Annotated in this window: 22 protein-coding genes and 1 pseudogene; 13 read left to right on the forward strand and 10 right to left on the reverse strand. The window is 57.8% G+C overall.

Going from position 1 to position 23,987, the window contains the following annotated elements; translation table 11 throughout:
* The first annotated feature begins 15 nt into the window (after positions 1-15).
* The 4 genes from VJ162_RS17320 (at position 16) to VJ162_RS17335 (ending at position 7,514) form a co-directional block, all read left to right on the forward strand.
* Complete coding sequence (locus VJ162_RS17320) at positions 16-3,840, forward strand: sister chromatid cohesion protein PDS5 (protein ID WP_324666036.1); 3,825 nt, start codon at positions 16-18, stop codon at positions 3,838-3,840.
* A gap of 347 nt (positions 3,841-4,187) precedes the next feature.
* Positions 4,188-4,532: a hypothetical protein gene (locus VJ162_RS17325; RefSeq protein ID WP_324666037.1), complete on the forward strand. Its 345-nt coding sequence runs from the start codon at positions 4,188-4,190 to the stop codon at positions 4,530-4,532.
* A gap of 69 nt (positions 4,533-4,601) precedes the next feature.
* The gene (locus VJ162_RS17330) at positions 4,602-5,531 is read left to right on the forward strand and encodes a poly-gamma-glutamate hydrolase family protein (RefSeq protein ID WP_324666038.1); all 930 of its coding nucleotides are present in this window, start codon (positions 4,602-4,604) and stop codon (positions 5,529-5,531) included.
* Positions 5,532-6,059: 528 nt separating this feature from the next.
* Positions 6,060-7,514: a hypothetical protein gene (locus tag VJ162_RS17335; protein ID WP_324666039.1), complete on the forward strand. Its 1,455-nt coding sequence runs from the start codon at positions 6,060-6,062 to the stop codon at positions 7,512-7,514.
* 19 nt (positions 7,515-7,533) lie between these two features.
* Here the strand turns inward: VJ162_RS17335 and VJ162_RS17340 are convergent, their stop codons facing one another.
* Positions 7,534-10,743: a hypothetical protein gene (locus tag VJ162_RS17340; RefSeq protein WP_324666040.1), complete on the reverse strand. Its 3,210-nt coding sequence runs from the start codon at positions 10,741-10,743 to the stop codon at positions 7,534-7,536.
* Positions 10,744-10,829: 86 nt separating this feature from the next.
* The gene (locus VJ162_RS17345; RefSeq protein ID WP_324666041.1) at positions 10,830-12,407 is read right to left on the reverse strand and encodes a hypothetical protein; all 1,578 of its coding nucleotides are present in this window, start codon (positions 12,405-12,407) and stop codon (positions 10,830-10,832) included.
* A 561-nt stretch (positions 12,408-12,968) separates the two neighbouring features.
* Between VJ162_RS17345 and VJ162_RS17350 the strand changes: the two genes are divergently transcribed.
* The 4 genes and pseudogenes from VJ162_RS17350 to VJ162_RS17365 all read left to right on the forward strand — a co-directional run.
* Positions 12,969-13,565, forward strand: a complete 597-nt coding sequence (locus VJ162_RS17350) for a site-specific integrase (protein ID WP_324666042.1) — start codon at positions 12,969-12,971, stop codon at positions 13,563-13,565.
* 76 nt (positions 13,566-13,641) lie between these two features.
* Positions 13,642-13,959, forward strand: a complete 318-nt coding sequence (locus VJ162_RS17355) for a toxin-antitoxin system TumE family protein (protein WP_324666044.1) — start codon at positions 13,642-13,644, stop codon at positions 13,957-13,959.
* 22 nt (positions 13,960-13,981) lie between these two features.
* Positions 13,982-14,392: an HVO_A0114 family putative DNA-binding protein gene (locus tag VJ162_RS17360; RefSeq protein ID WP_324666045.1), complete on the forward strand. Its 411-nt coding sequence runs from the start codon at positions 13,982-13,984 to the stop codon at positions 14,390-14,392.
* A pseudogene (locus VJ162_RS17365) lies at positions 14,383-14,507 on the forward strand (site-specific integrase); the annotation flags it as partial. The gene VJ162_RS17360 and the pseudogene VJ162_RS17365, both read left to right, overlap by 10 nt.
* Positions 14,508-15,218: 711 nt before the next feature.
* On the opposite strand, the gene VJ162_RS17370 reads toward VJ162_RS17365, so the two are convergent.
* Positions 15,219-15,560: a DUF7563 family protein gene (locus VJ162_RS17370; RefSeq protein ID WP_324666046.1), complete on the reverse strand. Its 342-nt coding sequence runs from the start codon at positions 15,558-15,560 to the stop codon at positions 15,219-15,221.
* A 153-nt stretch (positions 15,561-15,713) separates the two neighbouring features.
* Between VJ162_RS17370 and VJ162_RS17375 the strand changes: the two genes are divergently transcribed.
* Positions 15,714-15,971: a hypothetical protein gene (locus tag VJ162_RS17375; protein ID WP_324666047.1), complete on the forward strand. Its 258-nt coding sequence runs from the start codon at positions 15,714-15,716 to the stop codon at positions 15,969-15,971.
* A gap of 137 nt (positions 15,972-16,108) precedes the next feature.
* On the opposite strand, the gene VJ162_RS17380 is transcribed toward VJ162_RS17375, so the two are convergent.
* The 3 genes from VJ162_RS17380 to VJ162_RS17390 form a co-directional block, all read right to left on the reverse strand.
* Positions 16,109-16,498 (reverse strand): type II toxin-antitoxin system VapC family toxin, encoded by a 390-nt coding sequence (locus VJ162_RS17380; protein ID WP_324666048.1) that lies wholly within the window; start codon positions 16,496-16,498, stop codon positions 16,109-16,111.
* A 1-nt stretch (position 16,499) separates the two neighbouring features.
* On the reverse strand, positions 16,500-16,757 hold the full coding sequence (locus VJ162_RS17385) for an antitoxin VapB family protein (protein WP_324666049.1): 258 nt from the start codon (positions 16,755-16,757) through the stop codon (positions 16,500-16,502).
* Between the two features lie 80 nt (positions 16,758-16,837).
* Positions 16,838-17,257 carry an HVO_A0114 family putative DNA-binding protein gene (locus tag VJ162_RS17390; protein ID WP_324666050.1) on the reverse strand — a complete coding sequence of 140 codons (420 nt, stop codon included), beginning with the start codon at positions 17,255-17,257 and terminating at the stop codon, positions 16,838-16,840.
* 127 nt (positions 17,258-17,384) lie between these two features.
* Between VJ162_RS17390 and VJ162_RS17395 the strand changes: the two genes are divergently transcribed.
* Complete coding sequence (locus VJ162_RS17395; protein WP_324666051.1) at positions 17,385-17,570, forward strand: hypothetical protein; 186 nt, start codon at positions 17,385-17,387, stop codon at positions 17,568-17,570.
* Between the two features lie 64 nt (positions 17,571-17,634).
* Here the strand turns inward: VJ162_RS17395 and VJ162_RS17400 are convergent, their stop codons facing one another.
* On the reverse strand, positions 17,635-17,925 hold the full coding sequence (locus VJ162_RS17400) for a ribbon-helix-helix domain-containing protein (protein ID WP_324666052.1): 291 nt from the start codon (positions 17,923-17,925) through the stop codon (positions 17,635-17,637).
* Positions 17,926-18,104: 179 nt separating this feature from the next.
* On the opposite strand from VJ162_RS17400, the gene VJ162_RS17405 reads away from it, so the two are divergent.
* Both VJ162_RS17405 and VJ162_RS17410 read left to right on the forward strand, forming a co-directional pair.
* Complete coding sequence (locus tag VJ162_RS17405) at positions 18,105-18,407, forward strand: hypothetical protein (protein ID WP_324666053.1); 303 nt, start codon at positions 18,105-18,107, stop codon at positions 18,405-18,407.
* Positions 18,408-18,917, forward strand: a complete 510-nt coding sequence (locus VJ162_RS17410; RefSeq protein WP_324666054.1) for a hypothetical protein — start codon at positions 18,408-18,410, stop codon at positions 18,915-18,917. It begins immediately after the preceding gene.
* Positions 18,918-18,949: 32 nt separating this feature from the next.
* On the opposite strand, the gene VJ162_RS17415 is transcribed toward VJ162_RS17410, so the two are convergent.
* The gene (locus tag VJ162_RS17415; protein WP_324666055.1) at positions 18,950-19,498 is read right to left on the reverse strand and encodes a hypothetical protein; all 549 of its coding nucleotides are present in this window, start codon (positions 19,496-19,498) and stop codon (positions 18,950-18,952) included.
* Positions 19,499-19,514: 16 nt separating this feature from the next.
* Positions 19,515-20,777, reverse strand: a complete 1,263-nt coding sequence (locus tag VJ162_RS17420) for a Cdc6/Cdc18 family protein (protein WP_324666056.1) — start codon at positions 20,775-20,777, stop codon at positions 19,515-19,517.
* Between the two features lie 756 nt (positions 20,778-21,533).
* On the opposite strand from VJ162_RS17420, the gene VJ162_RS17425 reads away from it, so the two are divergent.
* Positions 21,534-22,481, forward strand: a complete 948-nt coding sequence (locus VJ162_RS17425; protein WP_324666057.1) for a hypothetical protein — start codon at positions 21,534-21,536, stop codon at positions 22,479-22,481.
* 232 nt (positions 22,482-22,713) lie between these two features.
* Here the strand turns inward: VJ162_RS17425 and VJ162_RS17430 are convergent, their stop codons facing one another.
* The gene (locus VJ162_RS17430) at positions 22,714-23,661 is read right to left on the reverse strand and encodes a hypothetical protein (RefSeq protein WP_324666058.1); all 948 of its coding nucleotides are present in this window, start codon (positions 23,659-23,661) and stop codon (positions 22,714-22,716) included.
* Positions 23,662-23,987 lie beyond the last annotated feature (326 nt).

Consider the following 23,987-nt stretch of genomic DNA (forward strand, 5'->3'; position numbering starts at 1 on the left):
AATGGAGGGGCGGTCTTGGCTACCGACGGAGTCGTCAACGCACTCCTCCCGTGTCTCGAAGACTCCGAAGACAGTGTACGGAACATGTCGCTCGCTGTTTTAGAACAGCTAGCCCGTGCCAACGGTGGGGCAGTCTTGGAAACAGATGGAGCCGTCGACGCACTCCTTCCGCTTCTCGAAGCCTCCGAAGCCATCGTACGTGACACGACGCTCACTATTTTAGGACAGTTAGCAGATGCCAATGGAGAGACGGTCTTAGCCACCGACGGGGTCGTCAACGCACTCCTCCCGCGTCTTGAAGACCCCGAAGACAATGTACGTGACAACACAGTTACACTCTTAAGTCGCTTAGTACGTGCCGATGGAGAGACGGTCTTGGCCACCGACGGAGTCGTCGACGCTCTCCTCCCGCGTCTCGAAGACCCTAAAAACAATGTACGTAACAGCACAGTCACAGTCTTAGGTCTCTTAGTTCGTGCTGACGGTGAGGCCGTCTTGGCCACCGACGGAGTCGTCGACGCACTCCTCCCGCTTCTCGAAGACCCCAAAGTAAGAGATACCACTCTTGCGTTGTGTGACATAGCCCGTGCCGACAGTGAGACAGTCTTGGAAACGGATGGAGTCGTCAGCGCGCTCCTCCCACGTCTCGAAGACCCCAAAGACAGTGTACGTAACAACGCAGTCACATCCTTAGGTGTCTTAGCCCATGCTGACGGTGAAGCCGTGCTGGCGACAGACGGGGTCGTCAACGAACTTCTCCCACTTCTCAAAGACCCCGACCACGATGTACAGATCTCAGCGCTCGCTACTTTAGAACGGTTAGTACGTGCCGACGGTGAGGCAGTCTTGGAAACAGATGGAGTCGTTGACGCACTCCTCCCGTTTCTCGAAGACCCGGAAGATGATGTAGAGAACATGTCGCTTGCTACTTTAGAACAGTTAGCAGATGCCGATGGGGAAGCTGTCTTGGAAACGGATGGAGTCGTCGACACACTCCTCCTGCTTCTCGAAAACCCTGAAGACGATGTACGGAACATGTCGCTCGCTGTTTTAAGACAGTTAGCAGATACCAATGGAGAAGCCGTCTTGCCAACCGATAAGATCGTTGACGCACTCATCCCGCTTCTCGAAGCCTCCGAAGACGATGTACGGGACAACACAGTCACAGTCTTAGGTCTCTTAGCCCGTGCCGATGGAGAAACCGTTCTGGCGACCGACGGAGTCGTCGACACACTCCTCCCGCTTCTCAAAGATCCCGAAGTAAGAGATGCCACTCTTGTGTTGTATGACCTAGCCCGTGCCGATGGAGAAACAGTCCTGGCGACCGACGGAGTTGTCGACACACTCCTCTCGCGTCTCGAAAACCCCGAAGACCGTGTACGGAACAACGCAGTCACGTCCTTAGGTTTCTTAGCCACTGCGGATAGTAAGACAGTCTTGGCGACCGATGGGGTCGTTGACGCACTCATCTCGCTTCTCGAAGACTCCGAAGATGATATACGGAACACGTCGCTCGCTGTTTTAAAACAGTTAGCAGATGCCGATGGGGAAGCTGTCTTGGCGACTGATGGGGTCGTTGACGCACTCATCCCGCTTCTCGAAGACTCCGAAGATGATATACGGAACATGTCGCTCGCTACTTTAGAACAGTTAGCAGATGCCGATGGAGAAGCTGTCTTGGCGACTGATGGGGTCGTTGACGCACTCATCCCGCTTCTCGAAGACCCCGAAGTAAGAGATGCCACTTTTGCGTTGCAGAACCTAGCCCGTGCCGATGGAGAGACGGTCTTGGCAACTGACGGGGTCGTCAACGCACTCCTCCCGCGTCTTGAAGACTCCGAAGACTATGTACGTAACAACGCAGCCACGTCCTTAGGTCTCTTAGCCCGTGCTGACGGTGAGGCCGTCTTGGCCACCGACGAGGTCGTTGACGCACTCCTCCCGCTTCTCGAAGACCCCAAAGACAATGTACGGAACACAGCGCTCGCTGCTTTAGAACAGATCGTCCGCGCCAATAGAGAAGCGGCCTTGGCCACTAACAGGGTCGTTGACGCACTCCTCCCGCTTCTCAAAGACCCTGAAGACGATGTACGTAACAACGCGATTATATTCTTATTTTTCTTAGCCCAGGCTGACGGTGAGGCCGTTCTGGCCACCGATGGGGTCGTTGACGCACTCCTCCCACTTCTCGAAGATCCAAAACAGGATGTACAGACCTCAGCTCTCGCTTCTTTAGAACGGCTAGCCCGTGCCGACGGTGAGACAGTCTTGGAAACGGATGGAGTCGTCGACGCACTCCTCCCGTTTCTCGAAGACCCGGAAGATGATGTACGGAACAACGCAGTCACATCCTTAGGTGTCTTAGCCCATGTTGATGGTGAGGCCGTTCTGGCCACCGATGGGGTCGTTGACGCACTCCTCCCACTTCTCGAAGATCCAAAACAGGATGTACAGACCTCAGCTCTCGCTTCTTTAGGGCAGCTAGCCCGTGCGGGTGGAGAAGTAGTGTTGGAAACAGATGGAATCGTCGACGCACTCTTCCCGCTTCTCGAAGACCCCGAAGACGATGTACGGAACATATCGCTCGCTGCTTTAGAACAGCTAGCCCGTGCCGACGGAGAGACGGTCTTGGCCACCGACGAGGTGGTCAACGCACTCCTCCCGCGTCTTAAAGACCCCGAAGGAAATATACGGAACAACGCAGCCACAGTCTTAGGTCTCTTAGCCCGTGTTGACGGCGAGGCCGTCTTGGCGACCGATGGGGTCGTTGACGAACTCATCCCACTTCTCAAAGACCCCGAAGTAAGAGATGCTACTTTTGCGTTGCATGACCTAGCCCGTGCCGATGGAGAGACAGTCTTGGCCACTGACGGGGTCGTTGACGCACTCCTCCCGCGTCTCGAAGACCCTGAAGACGTTGTACGTATCAACGCAGCCGCAGCCTTAGGTTTCTTAGCCAATGCAGATAGTGAGGCGGTCTTGGCCACCGACGGGGTCGTTGACGCACTCCTCCCGCGTCTCAAAGACCCTGAAGACGTTGTACGTAACAACGCAGCCGCAGCCTTAGGTTTCTTAGCCAATGCAGATAGTGAGACGGTCTTGGCCACCGACGGGGTCGTTGACGCACTCCTCCCGTGTCTCAAAGACCCTGAAGACGATGTACGGAACACAGCGCTCGCTACTTTAGAACAGATCGTCCGCGCCGATAGAGAGGCGGCCTTGGCCACTGACGGCATCGTCGACGCATTTCTCCCGTTCCTCGAAGACACGGAAGACGATGTACGGACCACAGCGCTCACTGCTATAGAACAGTTAGCCGCTGCCGACGGGGAGGCGGTCTTGGCCACCGATGAGGTCCTCAATGCACTTCTTCCACTCTGTGATGGCTCTACAGAAGATATGAGAACGATCACGTTCCAGACAATAGTTCACTTATCTGAAACAGAGCCGGATACAGTCTACGACGCTGCCCCCAGCCTGATCGGTCAGTCACTCGACGTGCTCGGTTCCGAGGGTGACTCGCTTCGTTCGGAGGCGGCCGATATACTCCGACTGTTGCTCGAGAGTCAACCGGACGCTGTCGATGAGTCAGCACTCGATAGCCTAGAAAGGGACATCCACAACGACCTAACTGCCGGCGCTCTCGAAATCAGAGAGGCGACGCTGCGTGTCCTCCTAGGAGTGGCCCGCTCCGACCCGTCCACGGTGATACCGTACCGGAACACGCTCCAGACGGTCGCGCAGACAGATACGCTCGAATTACAAACCCTGGCCGTGTCCGTACTCCGTCACATCGGTAGCGCACCAGTGGGACGTGGTGAGGACATCCTCGCGGACTGATCCGCCGGAACCCGTCTCAAGCCAGGGTTGCCAAGTCAGGTCGGTGGTTTCTACACCTGTTCCAGCCCATCATACTCGACGCAACTGGCTCCTCCCACAATTTAACAGCTCCTGCGTAGTCGCCGACATGTTTTGAGTGGGACTGTTCGTCGGTTGAATCGGGCATGTGGGATACCGTGTCCTCTAGCTGCCACTCAATGGTCGATCAACACAGAGTGACACGCAGAATCCGATATTTCTGCCCTCAGCGAGCTTGACACGATTGTACTTTCCAATATTTGGTTGTGCTTGTTCTATACAAAAAAACTAAGTAATACTGTAACATTAGTAATTCACGTAGTCCCATGATGGGTAACCGAACCAACACCCCGCACATGTCCGGGGAGGACAGCGAGGACAGCGACGACAGCACCGAGAGCCAGGACAAGCCAGTGACTGACGGGGGGACGCAGGCGGTGGGGGAACAGGCGATGCAGGACAACGAACTCGAGGAGCGACTCGTGGACTTCCTCCGGTTCGTGGCCAGACAGGCACCCGACAAGGAAGCGGTCAAGGAGGCCCACATCGCGCTGGACGAGTCGCTTCGGGAAGTCGCCGAGGAGCAAGACCTGACCGACTTCGAGGCCGTGCTCGCACTCTACGCACTCATCCTCGACATCGAGAACGAGTACCGCAAGGAATCCGACGAGTAACGTCCCGTAAGCGGCGACCGGCAAACCGACACACCGTTTTCGGCACGATACCCGGCACACTACCGATACATGCAACACCGTACGTACGTCGTCGACGGTCGAGACGCGACCGACGACGACACCATCGACGAGGCGAACAGGATCGCGATCAGTGCGAAGGTGGCCGCAGAACTCAAGCTCGTCACCGGTCAACAGGTGACAGTCACGAACCAGGCTCCGACACCGAGACGACGTGCTGACGGGCCGTACCTCGGTGCCTTCCGCGTCGCCGAAATCACCGACGCACACGAAAATACCGTCGTCCTTGAGACGGAAGGGCGGAAGCTGCTCAGCGACGAAACGACCTTCCCGGCGACGGTCCGGAATCAGGTTCCAGACAACACCCTGTCGGTCTCGGAGGCACGGCGCCTGAACGAGTTCACGGAGACACTCCAGATCGCGGGCTATGACAGCGAGGTATTAGTGATTGCCGTGCACGGCGGCGACGTCGAGGCCAACACCGACGAGAGCGCCTCGTGGTTTCACAAGGAGTGCCTAGCCCACGGCGTCGCCGCGGACGTGTACACGGCGAGGGGGTTCGGAAAGCGAAACTTCCAGCGCTGGCACGTCGGGTCGTCGTCGCTCCACCTGCGATCGTTCCCGAAGCTTCGGGAGGTCGCGGGTCGCCAGTACGAACTCGTCATCGCCTTCCACCTCCATGATGTCCGCGGCGACGGGAGTCCAAAGATCCTGGTCGGCGGCCGTACGGACGCGACGCTCCGAGAGCAGACAGCAGCCCGACTGGACGACGCGCTGCCGAACAAGTACGCCTACATCACTGACCGGAGCCAGCACTCGATGATGGGTGGGAGCCACACGAACGTCGTCAACTGGCTCAGCCGTGACGGCGAAAGTGGGCTCCAGATTGAGGTGACCCCGCGCGTGTCACAGATCCGACGGAAGACCGTTGGGCGAGAGGTCGCTCGCTCGGTGGTCGAACACTTGGAGGGCGAACGATGAGTGGGGACCAGTTGCCAGAGAAGCCGATCTTGGGGCCGTCGAAGAGGTCCGCGTCGTCGGTGACGACGGCGAACGGATCCTGACCGCACGGATCGATACCGGTGCGGGCCGGACCTGTGTCGACCCGTCGGTCCCGTCGGCAATCGGCGCCGATACGCCGGTCGGCGAGAAGGAGTTCCGATCGAGCACCAATGACACCGAGACACGGCGGTTAGTCGAGTTCGTCGTGGATATCCGTGGCCGGCAGCACACGGTCCAAGCCAGCGTCACCCCACGGCCCGACCTATCGACTAACATCCGGATCGGCCGAGACGTTCTCGACGGATATCTCGTAGACGTGGCACGGTGAGACAGAAGCGTCTTCGAAGAAATAGTCTCGTACAGATTGAGCAGATTCTGATTCCACTCAATGTCGGTGGCGCTCAGGGAGATAGATCCGACGATAACCGGCGATGTGGTCAGGAAAATATAACTCGTTGGGCCAAAATCGAACGAACGCATTAGTAGATGGCGTCCATCACATAGCTCGTGTCGGTCGTTCGTTCAGGATTACTGGTCGCGAGGAACCTGCGCAATCTCCTGACCGCACCAGGAACGGTACTTCACGAACTTGCACACTACGTGGCCTGCGTCGTGGTTGGCGTCAACGTGGCAGAGGTGAAACTGTATATCCCACCGAAGGGACTGTTCTCAACGCAGCGGAGACTCGGCTACGTCAGACACGAGAACGTGTCAGGTGCGCCCAGTATGATCATGATCAGTTTCGCCCCGTTTGTCATGAACGTGGTCGGGACGTTCGTCGCCTTATACGCCGCAACTCAGACGACTGGAATATTGACACTCGGATGGTTCTGGCTCGGATACTCTTTTGCGTCCCATGCGTCACCGTCACACACGGACTGGGAAGGAGCGTTCGTCTCGATTGAAAATCTGCCGTCGAGATGGCGCCCGGTAGGCCGTATACTGAGCTACATAACCGACTATCTCGCGGCCACCGGCAGTGGGTGGGTCGTTTTTGGGTTTGCCATAGCAGTCGTCGTTTTCGGGGTGAAGTGGGGGTTTGCGTTCCTTATAGGGGCTGTGATTATTATCGCAGTTCTTGAAGGGATTCTCATCGGTTACGAGTGGGTTCGCGGGCAAGACTACTCGATCAAGAAGTTTTGGGTAGATTCAGCGGAGAGAAAAGCAGTGGAAAGATACGGTCAGTTCGCTGGAAACCTCGAACCCCAACAGCAAGAGCAGGCGACCGAAGCCGAGACAGGGAACGGTGAGGCGACGGCAGCAGTAGCTATCGGCGATGGCAAAGTTAGAGACCTCTTCGATGGGCTCCAGTCCAGGCGGTCTGGAATCCGAAGGCGGACTGCGGAAGTAGCTCTCATGATCGCCGCACAGGCTCCTTCCAAGATCTTCGAGCAGAGAGAAGAGCTACAGAAAGCAATCGCCGCAGAGTCCCATCCGGACGTGAAATCGCTGCTCGTCGCGACAGAGATGCGGGCAAGCAAAGCAGCGACAGACCGTCCGGATATCGTCGACGACCGACTTGGCATCTGGATCGATGCACTCACATACCAAGTACCAGGCAGTGGAGCTGTCGCCGAGGAGTTTACACAGTTGAGTATCCAAGAAGATGTTTCCCTAATAGACGCGTTGATACCGCTCAACAACTGTGTGTTGTATAGCACAGATGCGACATCCGCCGCTAGAGCAATGGTGATACTCCTCGACCGACACTCGCACATGGCGTCTCGGCTCGCGCCCCTATACGAAGATGTAGTAAATGATGGTGACGCGAGCCTGGCAGAGCGTCTAGTCGCATCGCGTATTTTCACGATGCTCAACGATCCACGTGGGTTCGTCCTTTTAGACAACCTCCGGGAGAGCGAGGAAGACTGGGTCGCGTTTTTGGCAGAGTCGATGCTAGATGAACTGGAATCCCGGGTCCGCACAGAAGTCCGGAAAGAAGCATCGGCGCCACCAGCGTGACGGCCGACCGCACGTCGCTTCAAGCGTCGTGTGAACCGTCGGTTGTCTGCTGGTCTGCGTCGTGGCGATTCCCCCATGCTGCGACTGCCTCATGATCGAGGCCGACGACAGATTCCGCCTCTTCGAACTCTCCGCGTACGCTTAAGAAGAGTGCTAGAACCTGATCGACGGGCGTGTCAGTCTTTTCAGCGACGACGAGTGCATGTGCGGCGAGGGATGCACGATTGAGCTCTGTCGGGTCAGCGATGTTGCTGCCGTACGAGACGAGAGCGTTCGCGGTCTCCCAGTCGACGGCGTCGAGTCCGTCAACGAGCTCACGTTCCCGCTCGGCAATCTCGAAAGCTTCGTCGTATCTCGTCGACGCGGCCTCCAGATCCCCGTTCCGGTGTGTCTCGACGGCGTCGAGGTATCGTACAGTCGCTCGCCCGGCCGAGAGAGCTTGTGTGATATCCGTCCCACCGTTGAGGAGTGTCTGTTGGAGCGATTCCGACTCCCGCTCCCGTTCGCGAGCAGACTCATACCGATAAATCGGGAAGGTACTCCCGGCGACCAGTAGTCCCAAACCAGTCACCACGACGAGCGCACGTGCAGTCTGGACAATCTTGTCAGCTCTCAAGAGCTGTTGCTGTGCCTGTCTCGGCTGGCCAGCAACAAGCGCCTCGCGAGCGGCGTCGAGTAGCTCAGGTCGACCCATACCCTCCGAGAGTACGACAATCGGAAGCGACCCCGCGTCTGACCAGGCCCGAGCAGCAGCCAGTTGTCTGGTGACGACGACGAGCCGATATGCACGGCTTGCACTGCGAAGCCCGTCGGCTGGTTCGCCGTCGTCGATCGCTGCGCGACTGGTCGCGATCGAGGACTGGACGTGTTCGGCGACGGACCCCAGAAGCGATGACTCTCTCGCGAGGTGTGTTACACGGTCAAGAGCAGCCGCCGCGAATCCGTCAAGATCTACGAAGGCGATTCCACCCCAATCGAGATACGGGTCCTCCGCGTCAATGTAGAAGGAGGTGAAATCTCCCCACTGCCGGAGCCACGCAGACGGTTCTGTCGGCGATGTCAACCAGCTTTGGTAGTCGGTCGTCATATCGGTGAGTGGCTGCGCCTGTGTCTCTAGTCCCCAGGCAGTGCGCCACAGTGCTACTCCAGACATCGGATCGAACAGGTAAGCCGGTGTCCCGTTGGTCCCCCAGATACCCTCTCCGAGATTGACCAGACGACCCACGTTGTCAACGAACCGGTCCCAGCGGACGGTCGGTCTGCCCTCCGCAGACGTGATGCCGAGGAGTCGCGAGTCACCGCCGACCAGAGTGATCCCATCGGCCAGCCCGAGTCGGAGATCTGACGCCTCGGCCAGAGACGGGAGCCGTCTTGTGCCAGACGGCAGGATACAGACTGCCTCCCTATCACTGGCCGGCTGTGCGATGATCGCCCACTCTGGTGTGACGGCCCCGGCTGCGTCATCCCGATGGTCGTAGCGCCAAGACGTGAGCTCCATCCGCTCAAGCCGGTCGCCAGTGGCCCGCTCAAACGCCAGCAACACGTCCGTCTCGAGGTCGGAATCGTACGGGGCTTGGAGATAGACCCAGACACGCTCGTCACCCAGCAGGACGCGCTCTAGCGTTCGTGGCCCGTCGAACTCTGTCTGCCACGTCGACCAGTCCTCTGCATCGTAGTAGACCAAACTACCACCCCCCAGACGACACACATGTCCGGCTCGATCAGCGGCAAGTAGTTCCTCGCCAGATGGATCGAGATCGTACCGGGACTCCGTCGAGAGCGAATAGACGAGGATCTGGTCGGTGTCGCCTTTGCTAATCTCTAGGTAGAGGCGGTCGTCGGTCAGTGCCTCGAAGTCTACATTTATCGTACCCGTGGGCACCTTGAGATGAAAATACTTGGCTCGGGAGTCCGGCGCCGATTTGTCGACTACCACGACGTGCTCATCGATGGTCAGGAGCGTGAGCATGTCGCGATCGGGACCAGTCGCTGTGGCCTCTTCGGCGTCGATATCATAGGGCGAGTCGGACATGACATCGGCAAGGCGCCACTGGACGTTACCGTCCGGCAGCGAGAGAGCGACGACGTCAACGCCGGTGTCTGTACGGACGAGGGCATAGAGGAGTTCCTCGGTGAGATCATAAGCTGTAACGACTCCGTCCGGTGTGAACGACCAGACTTCGGTATAGGAGCGTGTCGCTATCGACCGGATCCCATCTCCGAGCACGTAGAGCCGATCGTGTAACCGATAGACGCCATCGATATCGGAAATTCGGATGAGTGTCTCTGCCGTGCGGAGATCGATACCGATGAGATCACGGCTGCCGGCTCGCTCCACGGTTAAATAATTGAGTGCACCGACGTTCGCCTCGTGCCGAGGGGAAGAAAACGATCGTTTCCACTGCTGTTCGAAGTCGCCGGTATACCCGCGGTACGTCTCACCGTCGAGGATGGCGTATGTGGTTCCGAAAAGACCAGACACATGATGGACGACAATCGATCCGTCTGCTGATTTGACACCATCCTTGAGGAAATTCAAATAATACTCAAACCCGTCGGAGAGGCGCGTGAGATGCTCACCGGTCCGGAAATCGAACACGTCGGCATGATCTTCGTCGGGAGAAACGATCAGTAGATCACCGATGGAGCGGTACACCACGTCCTCCATCGCGTCAAGTTCCTCGCTCCAAACCCGGTCACCGGAGGCGCGCTCGATCCCGACCATCCTATTGGAGTCGGCGGCACACAATAACTCGGGGTGCCCCTCAAGCTCGAAGGTCTCGTCAGCGAAATCCGTTAGGTCGACGGTGAGTGTCGTGTTGGTTGTCGTGTCGACTCCAAGCAGCCCGTCGTCGACGTGTTGGTAGTAGAACCCCTCTGCCTGGTGGATCGGGGCCGCCGTCTCGAATCCATCGTGCTCCGCCACCGCCACCAATTCCTCCTCGCCGGAGTCGAAAAGGCCAAGATCGTCGCCAGCCCAGACGACGAACCCATCTTCGTACACCTCTTCAATCGAGATGTAGTCTCGTTCGTTGGGAGTGTACGAACGACTCAACCCACCCGCTGGGGCGAGAAACGGGGTCGGAACTTCCGGGGCGTCACTTAGATGACCTACAGTCCGAGAGGTGACGTCCCAATCCGGACTACCTGGTCCTTCGACCAGGCCCCACGACAATGCCCCACCGATAGCGGCCTGTAACACCGCCCGCCGTGTCGGCCGGTTTATCATCCACCAGAACCTGCGTTTCGCCAAACATAAACGTGGTCTGATTACTGTTCACATGGTGGTCAAATAATATCCAGAGACACGAGGTGTTACTCGTCGTCGAAGATGGTGATGTTTCTGTCGTCTGGGTCAAGTTCGTCGAAATGGTCCAAGAGTGAGACAAGCCCCTCCAGTCGGTCTCGTTCATTTCGGTCGTCTGGCTCGAACTCGGCCTGCGAGAGGGCGCGAATGAGAACAACGTGATAGTCAACCGGATCGTCTGCCGCTTCGAGTGTCTCCACTGCGGACGAACGGACCTCCGGACTTCGTTCGATAGCTCGTGCGAGGGCCGTAATAGACAAGAAGCTGACCAACACCGTGAGGGTGTCAGACCGGGCCGCCTGGCGTTCAATGTCCTCGGGCGTTGTCTCGTCGTCTTCGGCCAGCTGCTCCAGATTCTCAAGGAACCCCTTGTTTACCGATAGAAGCTCGCCGACATCCGTGAGTCGGGACGAAGCAGCGGCCGCTGTCGGAACCAGCATACTGTCGGGGTCCGCGACGATGGCTCCTGCTATTCCCTGTTCGATGGGGTCAATAGATCGAATCTGATCTAAAAACTGGTCTGCTGTCGCAGCGACTTCAATAGCCTCGTCGATCAGCTCCGGATCTGCATAGTCGGAGTCGGCGACGGCTGCAGATCGACCCAGTACGTCGATCATCAGGGCTCGAGTATAGCTATCAGCCACTGACTGTTCGTGGTACATCTTTTCAATCGCGCCGATCGGGAGTTCGTCTACCCACTCTGGAGCAGCGTCGACGGCGGCACGGATTAATTCCGTGATCCTTCTGGCGGAGCTCGCGTCGTCACGGACGAGTGCCGAGTCGTCGAGAAACCGGAGCGGACGTAACGATTCGACATCGGTCCCGTCCGCAAAGTGTCTCAGACCGTTCGCGGCAATCCCGGCGACCTGGTCGTCGTCACCGAGCTTCGTGATCAGGTCGAGATGGTACTCGGAGACGTAGTCGGTGTCCTCCTCGGCGAGAAGTGCGAGGAACTTCGTCGCCGACACACGCCCCTTCAGGTGGGGTCCACAGAGGTACTGTTCCAGCGAGAGTCGTGCCGTTTCTTCGGTGATCGTAGGTGCATGAGTACTCGCTGCAGACCCTAATACGTCGAGTGCCGGTGCGATCAGATCGACTCGTCGTGGGTACGAGTCGACAAGCAGATCGAGAAGAGTAACGTGTTTCACCAACGCATCTACTTGATCGCTGTCCAGTTCGTAATTGTGGTATGCGATGAGACCTGTCAGCACTGTCGCGCCAGCTGTCGAGAGTTCTGGTCCGCCCTCCTCAAGAGCGGCGTCGGCTAAAGCCATCAACTCATCGGGCTCCCGATCGTGAGTTTGAATACACGACAACAGCCGTCGGCTAGCCTCCTCCGCAGCCCTCCGTTGTTTGTCGTCGTCCTGCTCAATGCCTCGCTCGAACACAGCAAGAAGTTCGTCGTAGAACTCGACGACCGTCTCCTCGGGGACATCGGATAGTACCCGAGCCGCGGTCCGCTGTGTGACCGGATCCGAATCGGTCAGTCCCGCCCGAATCGTTTCTCTGATCTCGTTGTCGATGGTCGTCTCGTCCAGTACGTTGTCTTCCAGTGATCTGAGGTCACGGCGGAGAGATCGTGACATAGTACGAGGATGTATCGTCAGGGTATTAAAATTTCGCACGAGATTGTCAATCAAAACAGTGCCAAGAACACTATATTTTAGTCAAGAGAAACTATGGCTACTAGAGATATATTTTGCTGCTTTTCGTTCCAATTCGGATGGGTCTCGGTATGGCGGGGGAAATCGATCGAGGGAGCCCTAATTGTAGCCGTTTTTGTGCTTCTAAGTCAGATCGCGTACCTCAGAAGTGAACAGATCAAGGTCATCAAGACGGATGGTGACAGCATTAGCGAGATTTCGAGGTTGAGATCCAGCCATTCGAGATCCTGCGTTGCGTCGCTTTCCCCGTGCGAGTCACGAGCGGCTGTTAATTTGTATCTGAACAGTGGGGGTGGTGGGGTCTGATACCCGCTACAGATGAGTCCCGGCTTCCACCCCGAAAGATGCATCTACCATCAGTGCCGTAACGACTTGTCTAATAAGTCGTAACAGACAGCCCCCGTTTCACTCGAGATCCGGTGTGTATACCCCCGCTCATACCAACCGCTAGATACATTAGTAGCGGAAACTCAAGTAATCGTAATGCGCATCGAAGCGACGGCTGGGAACGAGCACAAGGTCTGGCTCACCGACGACGAGATCGAGGACCTCCGTCGGGCGACGACGAGCCAGCGTGACGATATCATCATTCAGTTAGGCGCGTTCGTGGGCCTGCGGGCGTTCGAGATCCCGCAGGTGTGTCCGCGCGACGTGAGCGAGAGCGCCAGCGGGCAGTACCGCCTGCGGGTGCGCTCGGGCAAGGACACGAGCGGGAGCGGGGGCAAGCCACGCGACGCGTACCTGCCCGCCAACGTCGAGCGCGACCTCCAGCGCTATCAGAACGAGCACAACATCGCACCGAAGGACCCCTTTATCGATCTGTCCCAGCCCGGGGTTCGAGCGGTGGTTCGTCGGACCGCCGACCGAGCTGCGGAGACGACCGGCGACCAGGACTTCCGGAAGGTCAGCACCCACGACCTCCGGCGCCGGTTCGCCCAGCGCCTCCTGGTCGACCAGCAGATGAACCCCCGCGTCGTGATGGCCGTCGGCGGGTGGGACAGCTTCGCCGCGATAGAGCCCTATCTGAACGCGCCAAGCGAGGAGGTCATCGATCAAGCGTTCGCGGAGCTCGAACGCTGACCGCGGATACGAGCATCGGTGTTGGGGTGTTACCCAACAAACTTACCATGTTGGGGAACAGACCAACAGGCAGTGGATGCCCACAGAGCAAACCTTCCAGTATACGCATGTCGAAGCCGGGCTCGTCGAGAACGTCGTCATTCGGCGGACGGACGATACCGGGACCTACCCCTCGGGCTGGAAGTACACGCTCCATCTGGGCACGCTCGAAGATCTGACGCTCGTCAGGTACGACAACGCACACGAGGACACGAAAGGCCACGAACACCACACCGCAGCCGGCGATGTCGATGATGTTGCCTTCCCTGGGATGGAGGAACGTCTCCTCGAGTTCTGGGCAAGCGCGGACGAATATTGGGACGCCGTTGATGGCGGCCCAGAACGGCCATACTAACCACTATCCACAACACACAATCATGACTACGCTCCACATCACCGTCGGCAACCGCGAACAGCTCCGAGAAGAGACACTCCAATTCGTGCAGGATGCTGAAGCTGGTGAGCGAAGTGAGCACGACGAGAAGACAGTTATCCAGTTCGGGAGCTACAACGATCTCGTCGACAGTCTCACACCGCTACGTCTGGAACTCATCCAAGCGATTGCAGAAGGAGACCCCCAGAGCATGCGCGAGGCAGCCCGCCTCGTCGACCGAGATGTCTCCGATGTCCACTCGGATCTCAAACATCTGGAGGTCCTCGGGATTATCCAGCTCGAAGATGGTGGCCCGAGCGGCGCGATGCAACCAGCCGTTCCCTTCGACCGCATTGAGATGCACATCGATTACCCACTTGTCGATAATATCGATACGACACCGGCCAGCGCTTGAATCCACGGGTGGTGATGGCCGGCGGAGGATAGATAGCTTCGCCGCGAGAGAGCCGTACCTGAACGCGCCCAGTGAGGAGGTCATCGACGACGCCTTCGCCGCGGTAGATATGTGAGGAAGCCGAATGAATCAGCCACCAATAGTGTGTTGGAGATGTTACACTGGTATGCCGAAACTGGCCCGAAATCCGGGCGGTTCCATGGGGCAAGATAAAGAGACGCATTATTCGGTGATTCATTCCGGCGCAGTCTTGCGATTATCGGTGAATCAGTTAGCCTCGTAACGTATTCAGATATGATGCATTCGACTGCCCTCTTGCGATTTCTGGGTGAATCAGTTAGGAGAGCCGACTTTCCTACAATCGTTATACATAGCGGAGAAGGAGAAAGGACAGGTCGTTCACATCAACAGTGGGCCGCAGCGGCCTCCAACGCCCGCGCCCCCGGGGGGACCCCTGTGCGCCCAACAGATACACGCGGGCGTTAGAGCGGCACCAGCGGCCGCCCGACGATGCGTTCGTGCGCGGTGAGCGGAAGCAACGCCGGGAGCAAATCGTTGTTTGAGCGCTTCGTCGAAAGCGATCGCTTTCCTCGAGGAGCAGCTGAACGCGTCCAACGAAGAAGGCCTCAAGCGACACATCGAGAAGCCAGTCCAGGAGCCAGTCGGGCACGAAACACCGTGGAAGAGAAACAGCCGATTTTGCCGGCAAATACGCCGGATCATCCCCTCCCCCGTCAGGTTCCATTAATAACGCGCGCGTACGCAACCTCAGTCAGACAGCTGACAGAGTTGCGGAGAAGCGGTTCCAGACCGGACCCCCCGATTCTCACCGGTTGACCAGCGCGTCAAATTGCAAATCGCCAGTACTCGAAGGGGTACCTGGAGTGTCCCAGGCCCCATCGCGAAGCGTCTCGAGTCGGTACCGCTCGGGCTGTTCGGTGGGCTCGTCGTCGACAGTGGTGACCGTGCGAACCGGGTCGTCGGTGTCGGGCCGGTGGACCAGGGGCGTGCCGTCGCGATCGTCGTCGACGGCGGCGCCACGAGCGACCGCTCGCTGGGTCGAGCAGTTCGAGCAGGCGTGGATCTCGTTAGCGTCGTCCCCGAAGACCCGGGCGTATTCGGACGAGACTCGTTCGCCACAGTTCTGGCAGGTAACGGTAGTGACCATCGCTGAACGCGACCATCTCACCCGGGAGTGCTAGTAAACCCCACACCCATTTTGACACCACTTGTGCCGATGTCAAAATGGGATACCCTTTTACTAGCACTTCGGCCCCACACTGCAGTGTACTCATCGGACAACGATGGGCACACCACATCCATGGTCCAAATCAATTCACTGTCGAAATCCGGTGGCACGGGACTCGTCTCACTGCCGAAAGACGAACTCGAAATGTGTGGCCTCGTCGACGACGACGGCAAGCCCGACACTGACATCCAGCTGCTCGTCCAGATGGCAGAGCCCGGCGAGTGGCACATCACAGTCCTCGACGAGGACGCCGTCGATTCTTCTTGGTACGAGGGAGATGGTACGCCCGATACTGGTGTGTCAGTTGGTTCGGGCAGCGGGACGCGATAGCGCTATTTTTGGGGCGTGACCCCCGGGGGACCCCTCGACTCTTATCTGAAGCACGCGCGTGTGTGAAGGCCAGCAGGAAGGGAGTGGGAGCGACAGTAATTATGCCGTCGTCGACGAGCTCGACCAAGTGGAGTTCCTCAGTATGTCTCGATGTCGACACCGAGACGTTCGAAGTCATCGACGTTCCGTGTGAGGACGGGTTCGTCGACGACCTCGGCAGTCATGCCGATAATCATGTCACCGTCGGCGACGGCGTTGCCCTCGTTCATCAACTTGCCAGAGCGACGCCCAGCCTTCCGCATTATCGCGGAGTCAGCTGGGTGGACTGGCTTCGATTCGAGGACCTGTTCGATTTTCTCACGTTCCGCCTCCGAGTCCGTCGCTCGAGCGACGCCATAGTACAGTTCGAACAGCGTCATCGAAGAGAGTCGTTGCTGGACGAGATCGGTTTCCAGCTCACGCGCTTTCTCGACGGCGTCCTCGTCGCCGTTCATCAGGTCGATGAGAAACGAGGTATCGAGCAGCACGCTACGCGTCCTCTAGCTCGCCAGCAATCTGTTCGAGCTCGCGGCCGCGCTGTTCGAGCTCGCGGCCGCGCTGTTCGCGACGTTCGTCGACGGCGTCACGAAGGGACTCTGCCTCCTCGTCGCTGAGAATCCCCGCAAGTTCGAGGAGTGATCGCTCGCCGGCGAGGCGGAGAACCACCTCGGAGAAGGTTTCGTCCTCCCCTTTGTGAGCGGCGAGGCGCTCGTAGGCGTCCTCGGAGAGACGGATGCTCTTCGACATGTGCATACAGTTGTATGCAGAGATACAAAGCACTGTTCCCCAGTGTGGTATACAGTCACAGGACAGACTGTGAAAATGGACTACGTCGTTGCTTCGTCCGACCCGACGACCGGTGTCACGAGTGGGAGGTCGATATCGATTGCCTCGTACCAAACCAACGGTCGTTTTGATTGGCCGTTGTCGACGAGCTCGACCAAGTGGAGTTCCGCAAGTTCGGTTAGGTTCCGATGCACCTGACTCACATCTCGCTCGACGAGACGAGCTGTCTCGCGGATACTGTCAGGGTCGTGCTGGACGATTGCCCGGAGTAGTTGGAGGTATTCGGGGTGGGTAACGCGGTGGAGATCCTCGGGGTCATGGTACACGATTTCGAGATGTGGCTCGGGAGTTTCGCCGCGGCCGATGGCAGCGAGCGCTTGTTCGATATCGTGGTCACTACGTTCTCTATATCGGATACAAAGCGTGCGGTCGGACGTATCATAGTTCCCGGTCGTGGTCATTGGTGGTCATCGGCTTTGGTGAACTCCTATTCTTCGGAGAGATTCCTGGGTGAAACAGCCGGTCAGTAGGTGTGCGAACATACCAGAACTGATTTGATGATGTCGTTTGCTCGTACATCCATCTAGGATGGATAAGACAGACTTTTTTCAAGCACTGACGCTCTGGTTTGTCGTCCTAATTTTCCTCCAAACAGCCTCTGCAGACTTCGGTGGGCCGCTTGAGCCGGTCATCGCTATCGTCGCCATTGGCCTCATGTATCTTATTCCCTTGTATTTGCTCATCGGAGCCGGCGCAAAACTGGTCGAGGACTGAATCTTCTGTATTGATCGAACCAGTCCAGTACATACCTCCTGCTAACGGTAGCAACAGGGCCCGGTCATCTTGAATTGACACCGACGCTGTACTTGTCCGCGACCTCGTCAAGCGAGTGTGTCTCACCACGCTCACGTTGCTTGCGACTCGATTCGAGGTCCGCGAGGACTGCTTCGGAGAGTCGAATCGGCGGGTCCACCCAGGCCCGGAGTGCGTCGCGGATTGCCTCGGAACGAGACGTGTATCCGCGCTCCTCGTATTCCGCGTCAATCCGCTCGACCAGCTTCTGTGGGACACGAACGTCGATTTTTGTCGAGCCGTTCCCCTCATCGCCGTCGTCGGCGTCAGTACCCATAGATTGTGAGACGTACGTCTCACAGGAAAGGCCGCCGGTAATTAACCAACACTGACCCTATGGCCTGTCACTGTTGGTTAACATAGACTCGAGCGATTCGCACCGACGATAGTCCACCGCTCATGCTCACACTGTACACACGGAAACCGCTAAGTGTCGTGGCTCACAATGTACACATAATGAGTTCCGACAAGAAGCGCGTCCAATTTCGCGCCCCACACCGGTTAATCGACCGGACAGACGCCCTTGCGGATGTCCTTGGGGAAGATCGAACGGATATCCTCGTGACAGCTCTCCGTGAGTATCTGCAGGAGGCAACCCACGACGATGCGCTCGTCCAAGAGATTGCAGCTGCCTACTATGATGACGAGGTGACCTTCGATCAGGTGAAATCCCTCGTCGGTGCCGAAGAAGCGGCCAACCTCCGCGTACTCAAACAGCAACTGGATGAGGGACACATCGAAGACCTCGCTGAGCTATAGATGTCGGTTCTCGTTGCAGATACGTCGGCGCTGGTGAGTCTTGGAATCGTCGGAACAGCTGCAACTGACCCGCTGGCTTTGTGTCTGGACACCTACGAGGTACTGGTCCCGGAGATCGTCGTCGACGAACTCGAGGATGTCGCCTCGTATGATGATGCACACGGCCGTGGTGCCCAAGCTGTACTCGACCAGACTGATGGGTTTTCCATACGGTCAGTTTCACTCGATGCGGCCTTCCCACTCGACGATGGCGAGAATGCTGCCGTCACGCTCGCGAACGAGACCGACGCCGCGATGTTGTTGTGCGATGAGTTCAACCAACTCGGCCTGATTCACGCCTCACTGGCCAACACACGACTGGTCACGACACCGACGTTGCTCTCGGTGTTCGTTCGGAATGGGCAGATGGATGCTGGTGTTGCGAGTTCGTCTCTCGATGCGATTTCCGCAGCTCGGAGTTGGGAAACGAACCAGTACGTCGACCGTGCTCGCTCGCTACTTGAAGAGTGACTTCGTAGTCCTGTATTCGCTGTTTCACACGACTAATCGCCGACCGCTAGCGATGCTTGTGTTGTCTCCGGCGTCGGGTCCACACCCAGCGAGAGCGAGGCAGTCGCATCGACGAGTCCGGCAGCGCCGTCAGCAGTGGACTCGGGACCGAATCTGGAGACACCACACAGTGGTAGCTCTCGCAGGTCGCCGGCAAGCAACTCGAGGACGAGTCGAATCAGTGGCGCCAGCTCAGGATGGCGTTCCAGGAGCGGCCCGAGGTCGCCGCCAGGAGTGGTCGCCTCGAGGAACCAGTCACTGCCGTAGTCGATATCGCGATGGCTCGCTGCGAAGCAACACTCGGCCAGTCCGTCGACGGGCCGGTCGGTGTCGATGGAGGACCCGTCTTCCCCGGCGCCAGGGGTGGGGGTTGGAGCCCCAGACGACCGTCGCTCGGCCTCGAACGGCAGTGAAATCCGCCAAAGCGTGGCTTTGCCGGCGCCGAGGTCCTCACGCTCGAGCAAGCCGACCGCTTCGAGGTCAGCGAAGAACGCCTCGTTGTTCGCGAGGGTCTGGGTCGTGACGCCGATCTGGGTGGCCAACTTGCCGTGCGCAGTGTTACATGTACGCAGTGAGCCGCGCTTGGTCTGCATCCTCGGGGTCCGGAACCAGGTCATAGCGCTCAAGCATCGACTCGGCGCCTTCCTGGTCGTATTTCAGGCCCTCGAAGACGAGTTCTGGTGAGACCTCGAGCGTGTGAATGTACGAGCGGCCCCCGGCACGGCCGAGGTTGCGCTCGTCTCGTTCGAGCAGGCCGTACAGACGGATGGAGTCGAGGAAGTCGTTCACACGGCGTTTCGAGCGGGGTTCGTAGCCACAGACCTCGCAGATGTTCTCGTACACCTGGTAGATGTTCTTCGCTCGCGGAGAGGATTCATCGTCGAGGTTGAGGAACGTTGTCGCGAGCAGTGCGAGTTTCATCTGGGAGGTGAGCTGGTCCCGGACAATCGTGAGCACGCGTTGTTCCTCGACCCGACTGCCAGCTTCTTCAACGTGGGCCTGTGTGACCTGGTCGGCATCCTGTTTGCGTGCGATATTGCCCGCGGTCTCGAGGAGGTCAAGTGCTTCACGAGCGTCACCCTGTTCCTGGGCAGCGCGGGCTGCACACAGTTCGATAACGCCGTCGTCGATTGTACCATCGCGGAACACGAGTTCAGCATAGTGATCGAGAATCTCGGTCAGTTCATTGGCGTCGTAGGGTGAAAAGAAAATCTCGTACTCACAGAGCGTGCTCTTGACACGCGGGTCCAGCGAATCTTTGAACATGTGGTTGTTCGAGATGCCGATGACCCCGACGCGTGTATTCTCGAGTGAGCCCATCTTGCGTGCCCGCGGGAACTCATAGAGGAGTTTGTCGTTGTCGGCGCCGAGCATATCGATCTCGTCCAGTACCACGACGACATCACCCTCGAGTTGGTCAAGTTCCTCGTACAGCGTCGACCAGAGGAATCCCTTGGTCGGTCCCTGCTCGGGGACCTGGTCGTCTTTGGAGCGGAGCTGGTTGATCAGCGAGATGAGGACGTTGAAGATGCTATCGTCCTTGTTACAGTTGATTTCGAGAATCGTGAGTGGGATGTCGTGTTGCTGGGTCTCCTCTCGCAGGAACGACATCATCTTCTTCGTGACGACGGTCTTGCCGTTGCCCGTTTGCCCGTAGATGAAGACGTTGTTCGGCCCGAATCCTTCGACAACGTCCTGCAGCGCTTCGGAGTAGCGGCTGATCTCCTCCTCGCGACAAAGAATTGTCTCCGGCGTATACCCTTCATCGAAGGGTCGCTTGTCGGCGAAAATCTTGCCCGGCTCGTCAAACGGGGAATCCATCTTGCATGTGGCCACAACTGGATGGTACATAAATTCCTAGTTCAAGTGTTTCGGGTGTTTCGAGTGTTATGCCGAAATATCTCTGTTTAGACCCCCCATTTCGAGTGTAAAGTCAGTCCTCAGGTGCTGAGGAGCCCACTAGAGCGGCCTGACGTTCGTGTTGAAAATTTTGGAGGGATGGTGCCCCCCCATTTCGAGTGTTCCTCACGACACCAGGTGGTGGGTCGAGAGTCCAATTGGGAGAGCACGAACGAATCGGGATGTTGCACACACACCCCCCGTTTCGAGTGTTCTTCCGAGCAGACCGGTGGCGGGCAATTTCCTGTCGGCGGAAGTTGAACGAAGAGTGTTTAGAAGGGTTCTACAGCAAGTATGGAGGCCTGCAGACACAAGATGCAGATGCTGTAGCTGTGTGCTGTTGCTGACTTCCTTCTTATTCTTTTCTACTAGCTAGCGTTAGTAGTAGTAGTAGAGGGCTCTCCCGACAAATAAACACTCGAAATGGGGTGTGGTGGGGACACTCTTTATATAGAAACCGGGGTGATCGACGCTACTCCCCCTCCTACGGGTTCTGGCCGATTAACACTCGAAACGGGGGGTGTGTGTGGTGGGGATGTTCCACCGTTAACCAACATCCTGCCGGATACCATCGCTCTGTTGGTTAGCCCACTACTCTCTCAGCAGTTGTTCTTGGCAAACGAGATTCAATTTCCCGTATTGTAATGTATACCACAGTCAAAACCACCTGATAGCCACATGACTCGCGCTTTTGACTTAGTCAAATTCGCTGCTTCCTCCGATCAAGAGCTGTTCTTCGACGCTCCACTGGAGGTCGAAATTATGGACTCAGTCCCTACTGCGGATGGCGAACAGCAGCGTGAGTATCAACTTCTTGCGACAAGTGCATACTCGCTTTCAGAAGCCATAGCGGAGGTAGACGGTGCTCGCACCGGCCCGCTTGGCAAATCTGAATTCCGTATCCCGGACAGTGAGGTCGAGCGATATCTTGAGTTGATGCATGAGGATGAGATTGATTCATCGATACACGACCATCCTGCTGCAAACCGTAGTACGGTAGTTGCTCTCGCTGACGCTGGCTACCGAGCCCCAGCAGATTTCCTCTCTGAATCGGTCGACCACCTCGATATCGCTCAAGAAGCGGGGATTGATCGCGATGTTGTGGGATCAATTGCGAGCCAATTTGTCGGTGGGTTCTCGACAGGGTCTGAACTCAGAGACGAGCGTGGCCCATTCGCAGACCAAACGATAGCTGACTCGTTTACTGGCTGGCAGCTCCAGCAGGTTAGCCCCGATGACACTGTCATACGATGGGTGAGTGACGGTCGGTTCAATGTCACTATCAAACACTCTGATGGACGCTTCTCTGTCGTCGTGAATACTCCCGGGGATGAGAAACATCCCTACATCCGGAAAGGGAGAGAGGTCCTCCTCGATATGGAAGTAACCGATGCCGCAACGGCCGTTGAGTGTGCTCATGACTGGCTGGCCGATAATCAAATCCCACCCGTTTCTGAGACGGATCTCACCGAGGAATTGTATGTTGGCCCGGCTACGCACGACTACCTCGCGTTGGAATACGACATCCGGTCGAGAGCTGACTTGGAGGTCTTCATCCGGAACAATCCCGAGGAAGCCGCCGAACTCCTCCAGGAAGACATCGTTGCGGCACATCTCGATGAGTGACCGTCCTGCTGTGCGTTCCGGTATTCAGTGGATTGGCCCGTCACGCCTGTTGTGAACGAGGGATTCACCCCAATCGCTTCGTTCGTGTTAGGAACACTCACTACGCTCTTGAACAAAAGGGTCGCTTCCCGAGTTCTGCAGCTAGCAAACAGCGGCGTCAGCGGCGGCAGGGCACGTGCCGCCACCTCCACGACGGTGTCGTTCTGTGGTAGTGTGTCCTATCCTGGCGTCGTCACAGGGCGTGGGTGGGTTGCCCCGTCACAACAGGGGTGACACCACCCGAGGTTCCGGCTGTAATCCCATCCTCGAGGAGATCTAAGCCGGCGTAGCGTTGCTCGTTGAGTCCCTGAGCGGTTTCCATGGACATCGTGAGGATCTCCGTCTTCGAATCACTGGTCCCGACCTGTCTGGTCTTGACCCGGAGGTCCTGCCCGCCCAGTTCCTGGAGCTTGTCCCACACTCGGTGCACGGTCTGGCGATGTGGCTTACTCCCGAGCTCGGCGGTCAAAGCCTCCGTAACATCGTCTTTGGTCAGGAAGACCCCGCTCCCGTCGTGGCGCTTGGTGGCGAACTCCGGCCAGCGCTTGGCGACTTGGATCGCCCGGTAGGTGTTGGACTTGTTTGCCTGCTCGACGAACACCTCTTTGACCGTCGACTGGCGGACGTTGGCGAAGAAATCCAGCGGCGAGGAACTGGGTTCGATTCCCTCCGGCAGCGTCTCGGCATCCTCCTGCTTGTCGGGATCGGCGTCGAGTTGCTGGGCCTTCGCGATAGCACTCTTCGCGATATCGCGAGTCTTAGTTTCGCGGTCGTCGAGGTCGCCGATTTCGTTCTCGTTGGCCTGGGCCTTCCCGACAGCCGTCGTCGCGATGTCGTGGATCCGTTCCAGGTCGGACTCAAGGTCCGAAACGAGACCACGGAGCTGATCACGCTCGGCTTCGGCCTCTTTTCGTTGGTCGCGCTCTATCGCTAACTCTTCAGTGACTGCCTCGAGTTCGGCCTGGAGTTCCTCCTGGGCGCCTTCGAGCTCTTTGACGCGTGCTTGAAGCTGGTCGCGGTCGGACTCGAGCCCTTCGACCCGTGCTTGAAGCTGTGCAGTCTTCGACTCGATGAGGGCTTCCATCTCTGCGTTCAGTTGACTGTCGGTACCGTCGCCGTCGTGGGGGTGGTCTGCATCCATCGTGACCACACAACCCGCGCCCGGAATCGAACCGGGTGACACTGACCACAGCGCGGGCTCGTATGCACTGACGACACCTGCAGCTCTCGGAGGCGGTTTTCCGACCCTCAAGCGGAGTTCGTGACCCGGCTGAGCGGGGATCGTCCCAGTCGACTGGACAGTGCAGCCGCTCGTTGAGGGGCAAGCTTTTTTACTAGACCAGCAGAACAAGCGGATGTTCTTGTTGAGAGGGGGACTCCCCCCTCCTGTTCCGCTTATCCTGATGGATAGTGTCGCGTGCGTCCTATCCTGATACTGCCATCTAACTAGCCGACTAGTAATAAGTT

The organism is Haloarcula sediminis (assembly GCF_035656455.1).
Taxonomy (GTDB): Archaea; Halobacteriota; Halobacteria; order Halobacteriales; family Haloarculaceae; genus Haloarcula; species Haloarcula sediminis.

What these genes read in the sequence shown, in the direction of transcription:
- VJ162_RS17410 (WP_324666054.1), top strand. Translation starts at nt 18,408, where the DNA reads ATGTCGGTTCTCGTTGCAGATACGTCGGCGCTGGTGAGTCTTGGAATC.
- VJ162_RS17400 (WP_324666052.1), bottom strand. Translation starts at nt 17,925, where the DNA reads ATGGGTACTGACGCCGACGACGGCGATGAGGGGAACGGCTCGACAAAA.
- VJ162_RS17425 (WP_324666057.1), top strand. Translation starts at nt 21,534, where the DNA reads ATGACTCGCGCTTTTGACTTAGTCAAATTCGCTGCTTCCTCCGATCAA.
- VJ162_RS17330 (WP_324666038.1), top strand. Translation starts at nt 4,602, where the DNA reads ATGCAACACCGTACGTACGTCGTCGACGGTCGAGACGCGACCGACGAC.
- VJ162_RS17340 (WP_324666040.1), bottom strand. Translation starts at nt 10,743, where the DNA reads ATGATAAACCGGCCGACACGGCGGGCGGTGTTACAGGCCGCTATCGGT.
- VJ162_RS17375 (WP_324666047.1), top strand. Translation starts at nt 15,714, where the DNA reads ATGGTCCAAATCAATTCACTGTCGAAATCCGGTGGCACGGGACTCGTC.
- VJ162_RS17395 (WP_324666051.1), top strand. Translation starts at nt 17,385, where the DNA reads ATGGATAAGACAGACTTTTTTCAAGCACTGACGCTCTGGTTTGTCGTC.
- VJ162_RS17390 (WP_324666050.1), bottom strand. Translation starts at nt 17,257, where the DNA reads ATGACCACGACCGGGAACTATGATACGTCCGACCGCACGCTTTGTATC.
- VJ162_RS17385 (WP_324666049.1), bottom strand. Translation starts at nt 16,757, where the DNA reads ATGTCGAAGAGCATCCGTCTCTCCGAGGACGCCTACGAGCGCCTCGCC.
- VJ162_RS17355 (WP_324666044.1), top strand. Translation starts at nt 13,642, where the DNA reads ATGCCCACAGAGCAAACCTTCCAGTATACGCATGTCGAAGCCGGGCTC.
- VJ162_RS17325 (WP_324666037.1), top strand. Translation starts at nt 4,188, where the DNA reads ATGGGTAACCGAACCAACACCCCGCACATGTCCGGGGAGGACAGCGAG.
- VJ162_RS17360 (WP_324666045.1), top strand. Translation starts at nt 13,982, where the DNA reads ATGACTACGCTCCACATCACCGTCGGCAACCGCGAACAGCTCCGAGAA.
- VJ162_RS17345 (WP_324666041.1), bottom strand. Translation starts at nt 12,407, where the DNA reads ATGTCACGATCTCTCCGCCGTGACCTCAGATCACTGGAAGACAACGTA.
- VJ162_RS17370 (WP_324666046.1), bottom strand. Translation starts at nt 15,560, where the DNA reads ATGGTCACTACCGTTACCTGCCAGAACTGTGGCGAACGAGTCTCGTCC.
- VJ162_RS17430 (WP_324666058.1), bottom strand. Translation starts at nt 23,661, where the DNA reads ATGGATGCAGACCACCCCCACGACGGCGACGGTACCGACAGTCAACTG.
- VJ162_RS17405 (WP_324666053.1), top strand. Translation starts at nt 18,105, where the DNA reads ATGAGTTCCGACAAGAAGCGCGTCCAATTTCGCGCCCCACACCGGTTA.
- VJ162_RS17350 (WP_324666042.1), top strand. Translation starts at nt 12,969, where the DNA reads ATGCGCATCGAAGCGACGGCTGGGAACGAGCACAAGGTCTGGCTCACC.
- VJ162_RS17420 (WP_324666056.1), bottom strand. Translation starts at nt 20,777, where the DNA reads ATGGATTCCCCGTTTGACGAGCCGGGCAAGATTTTCGCCGACAAGCGA.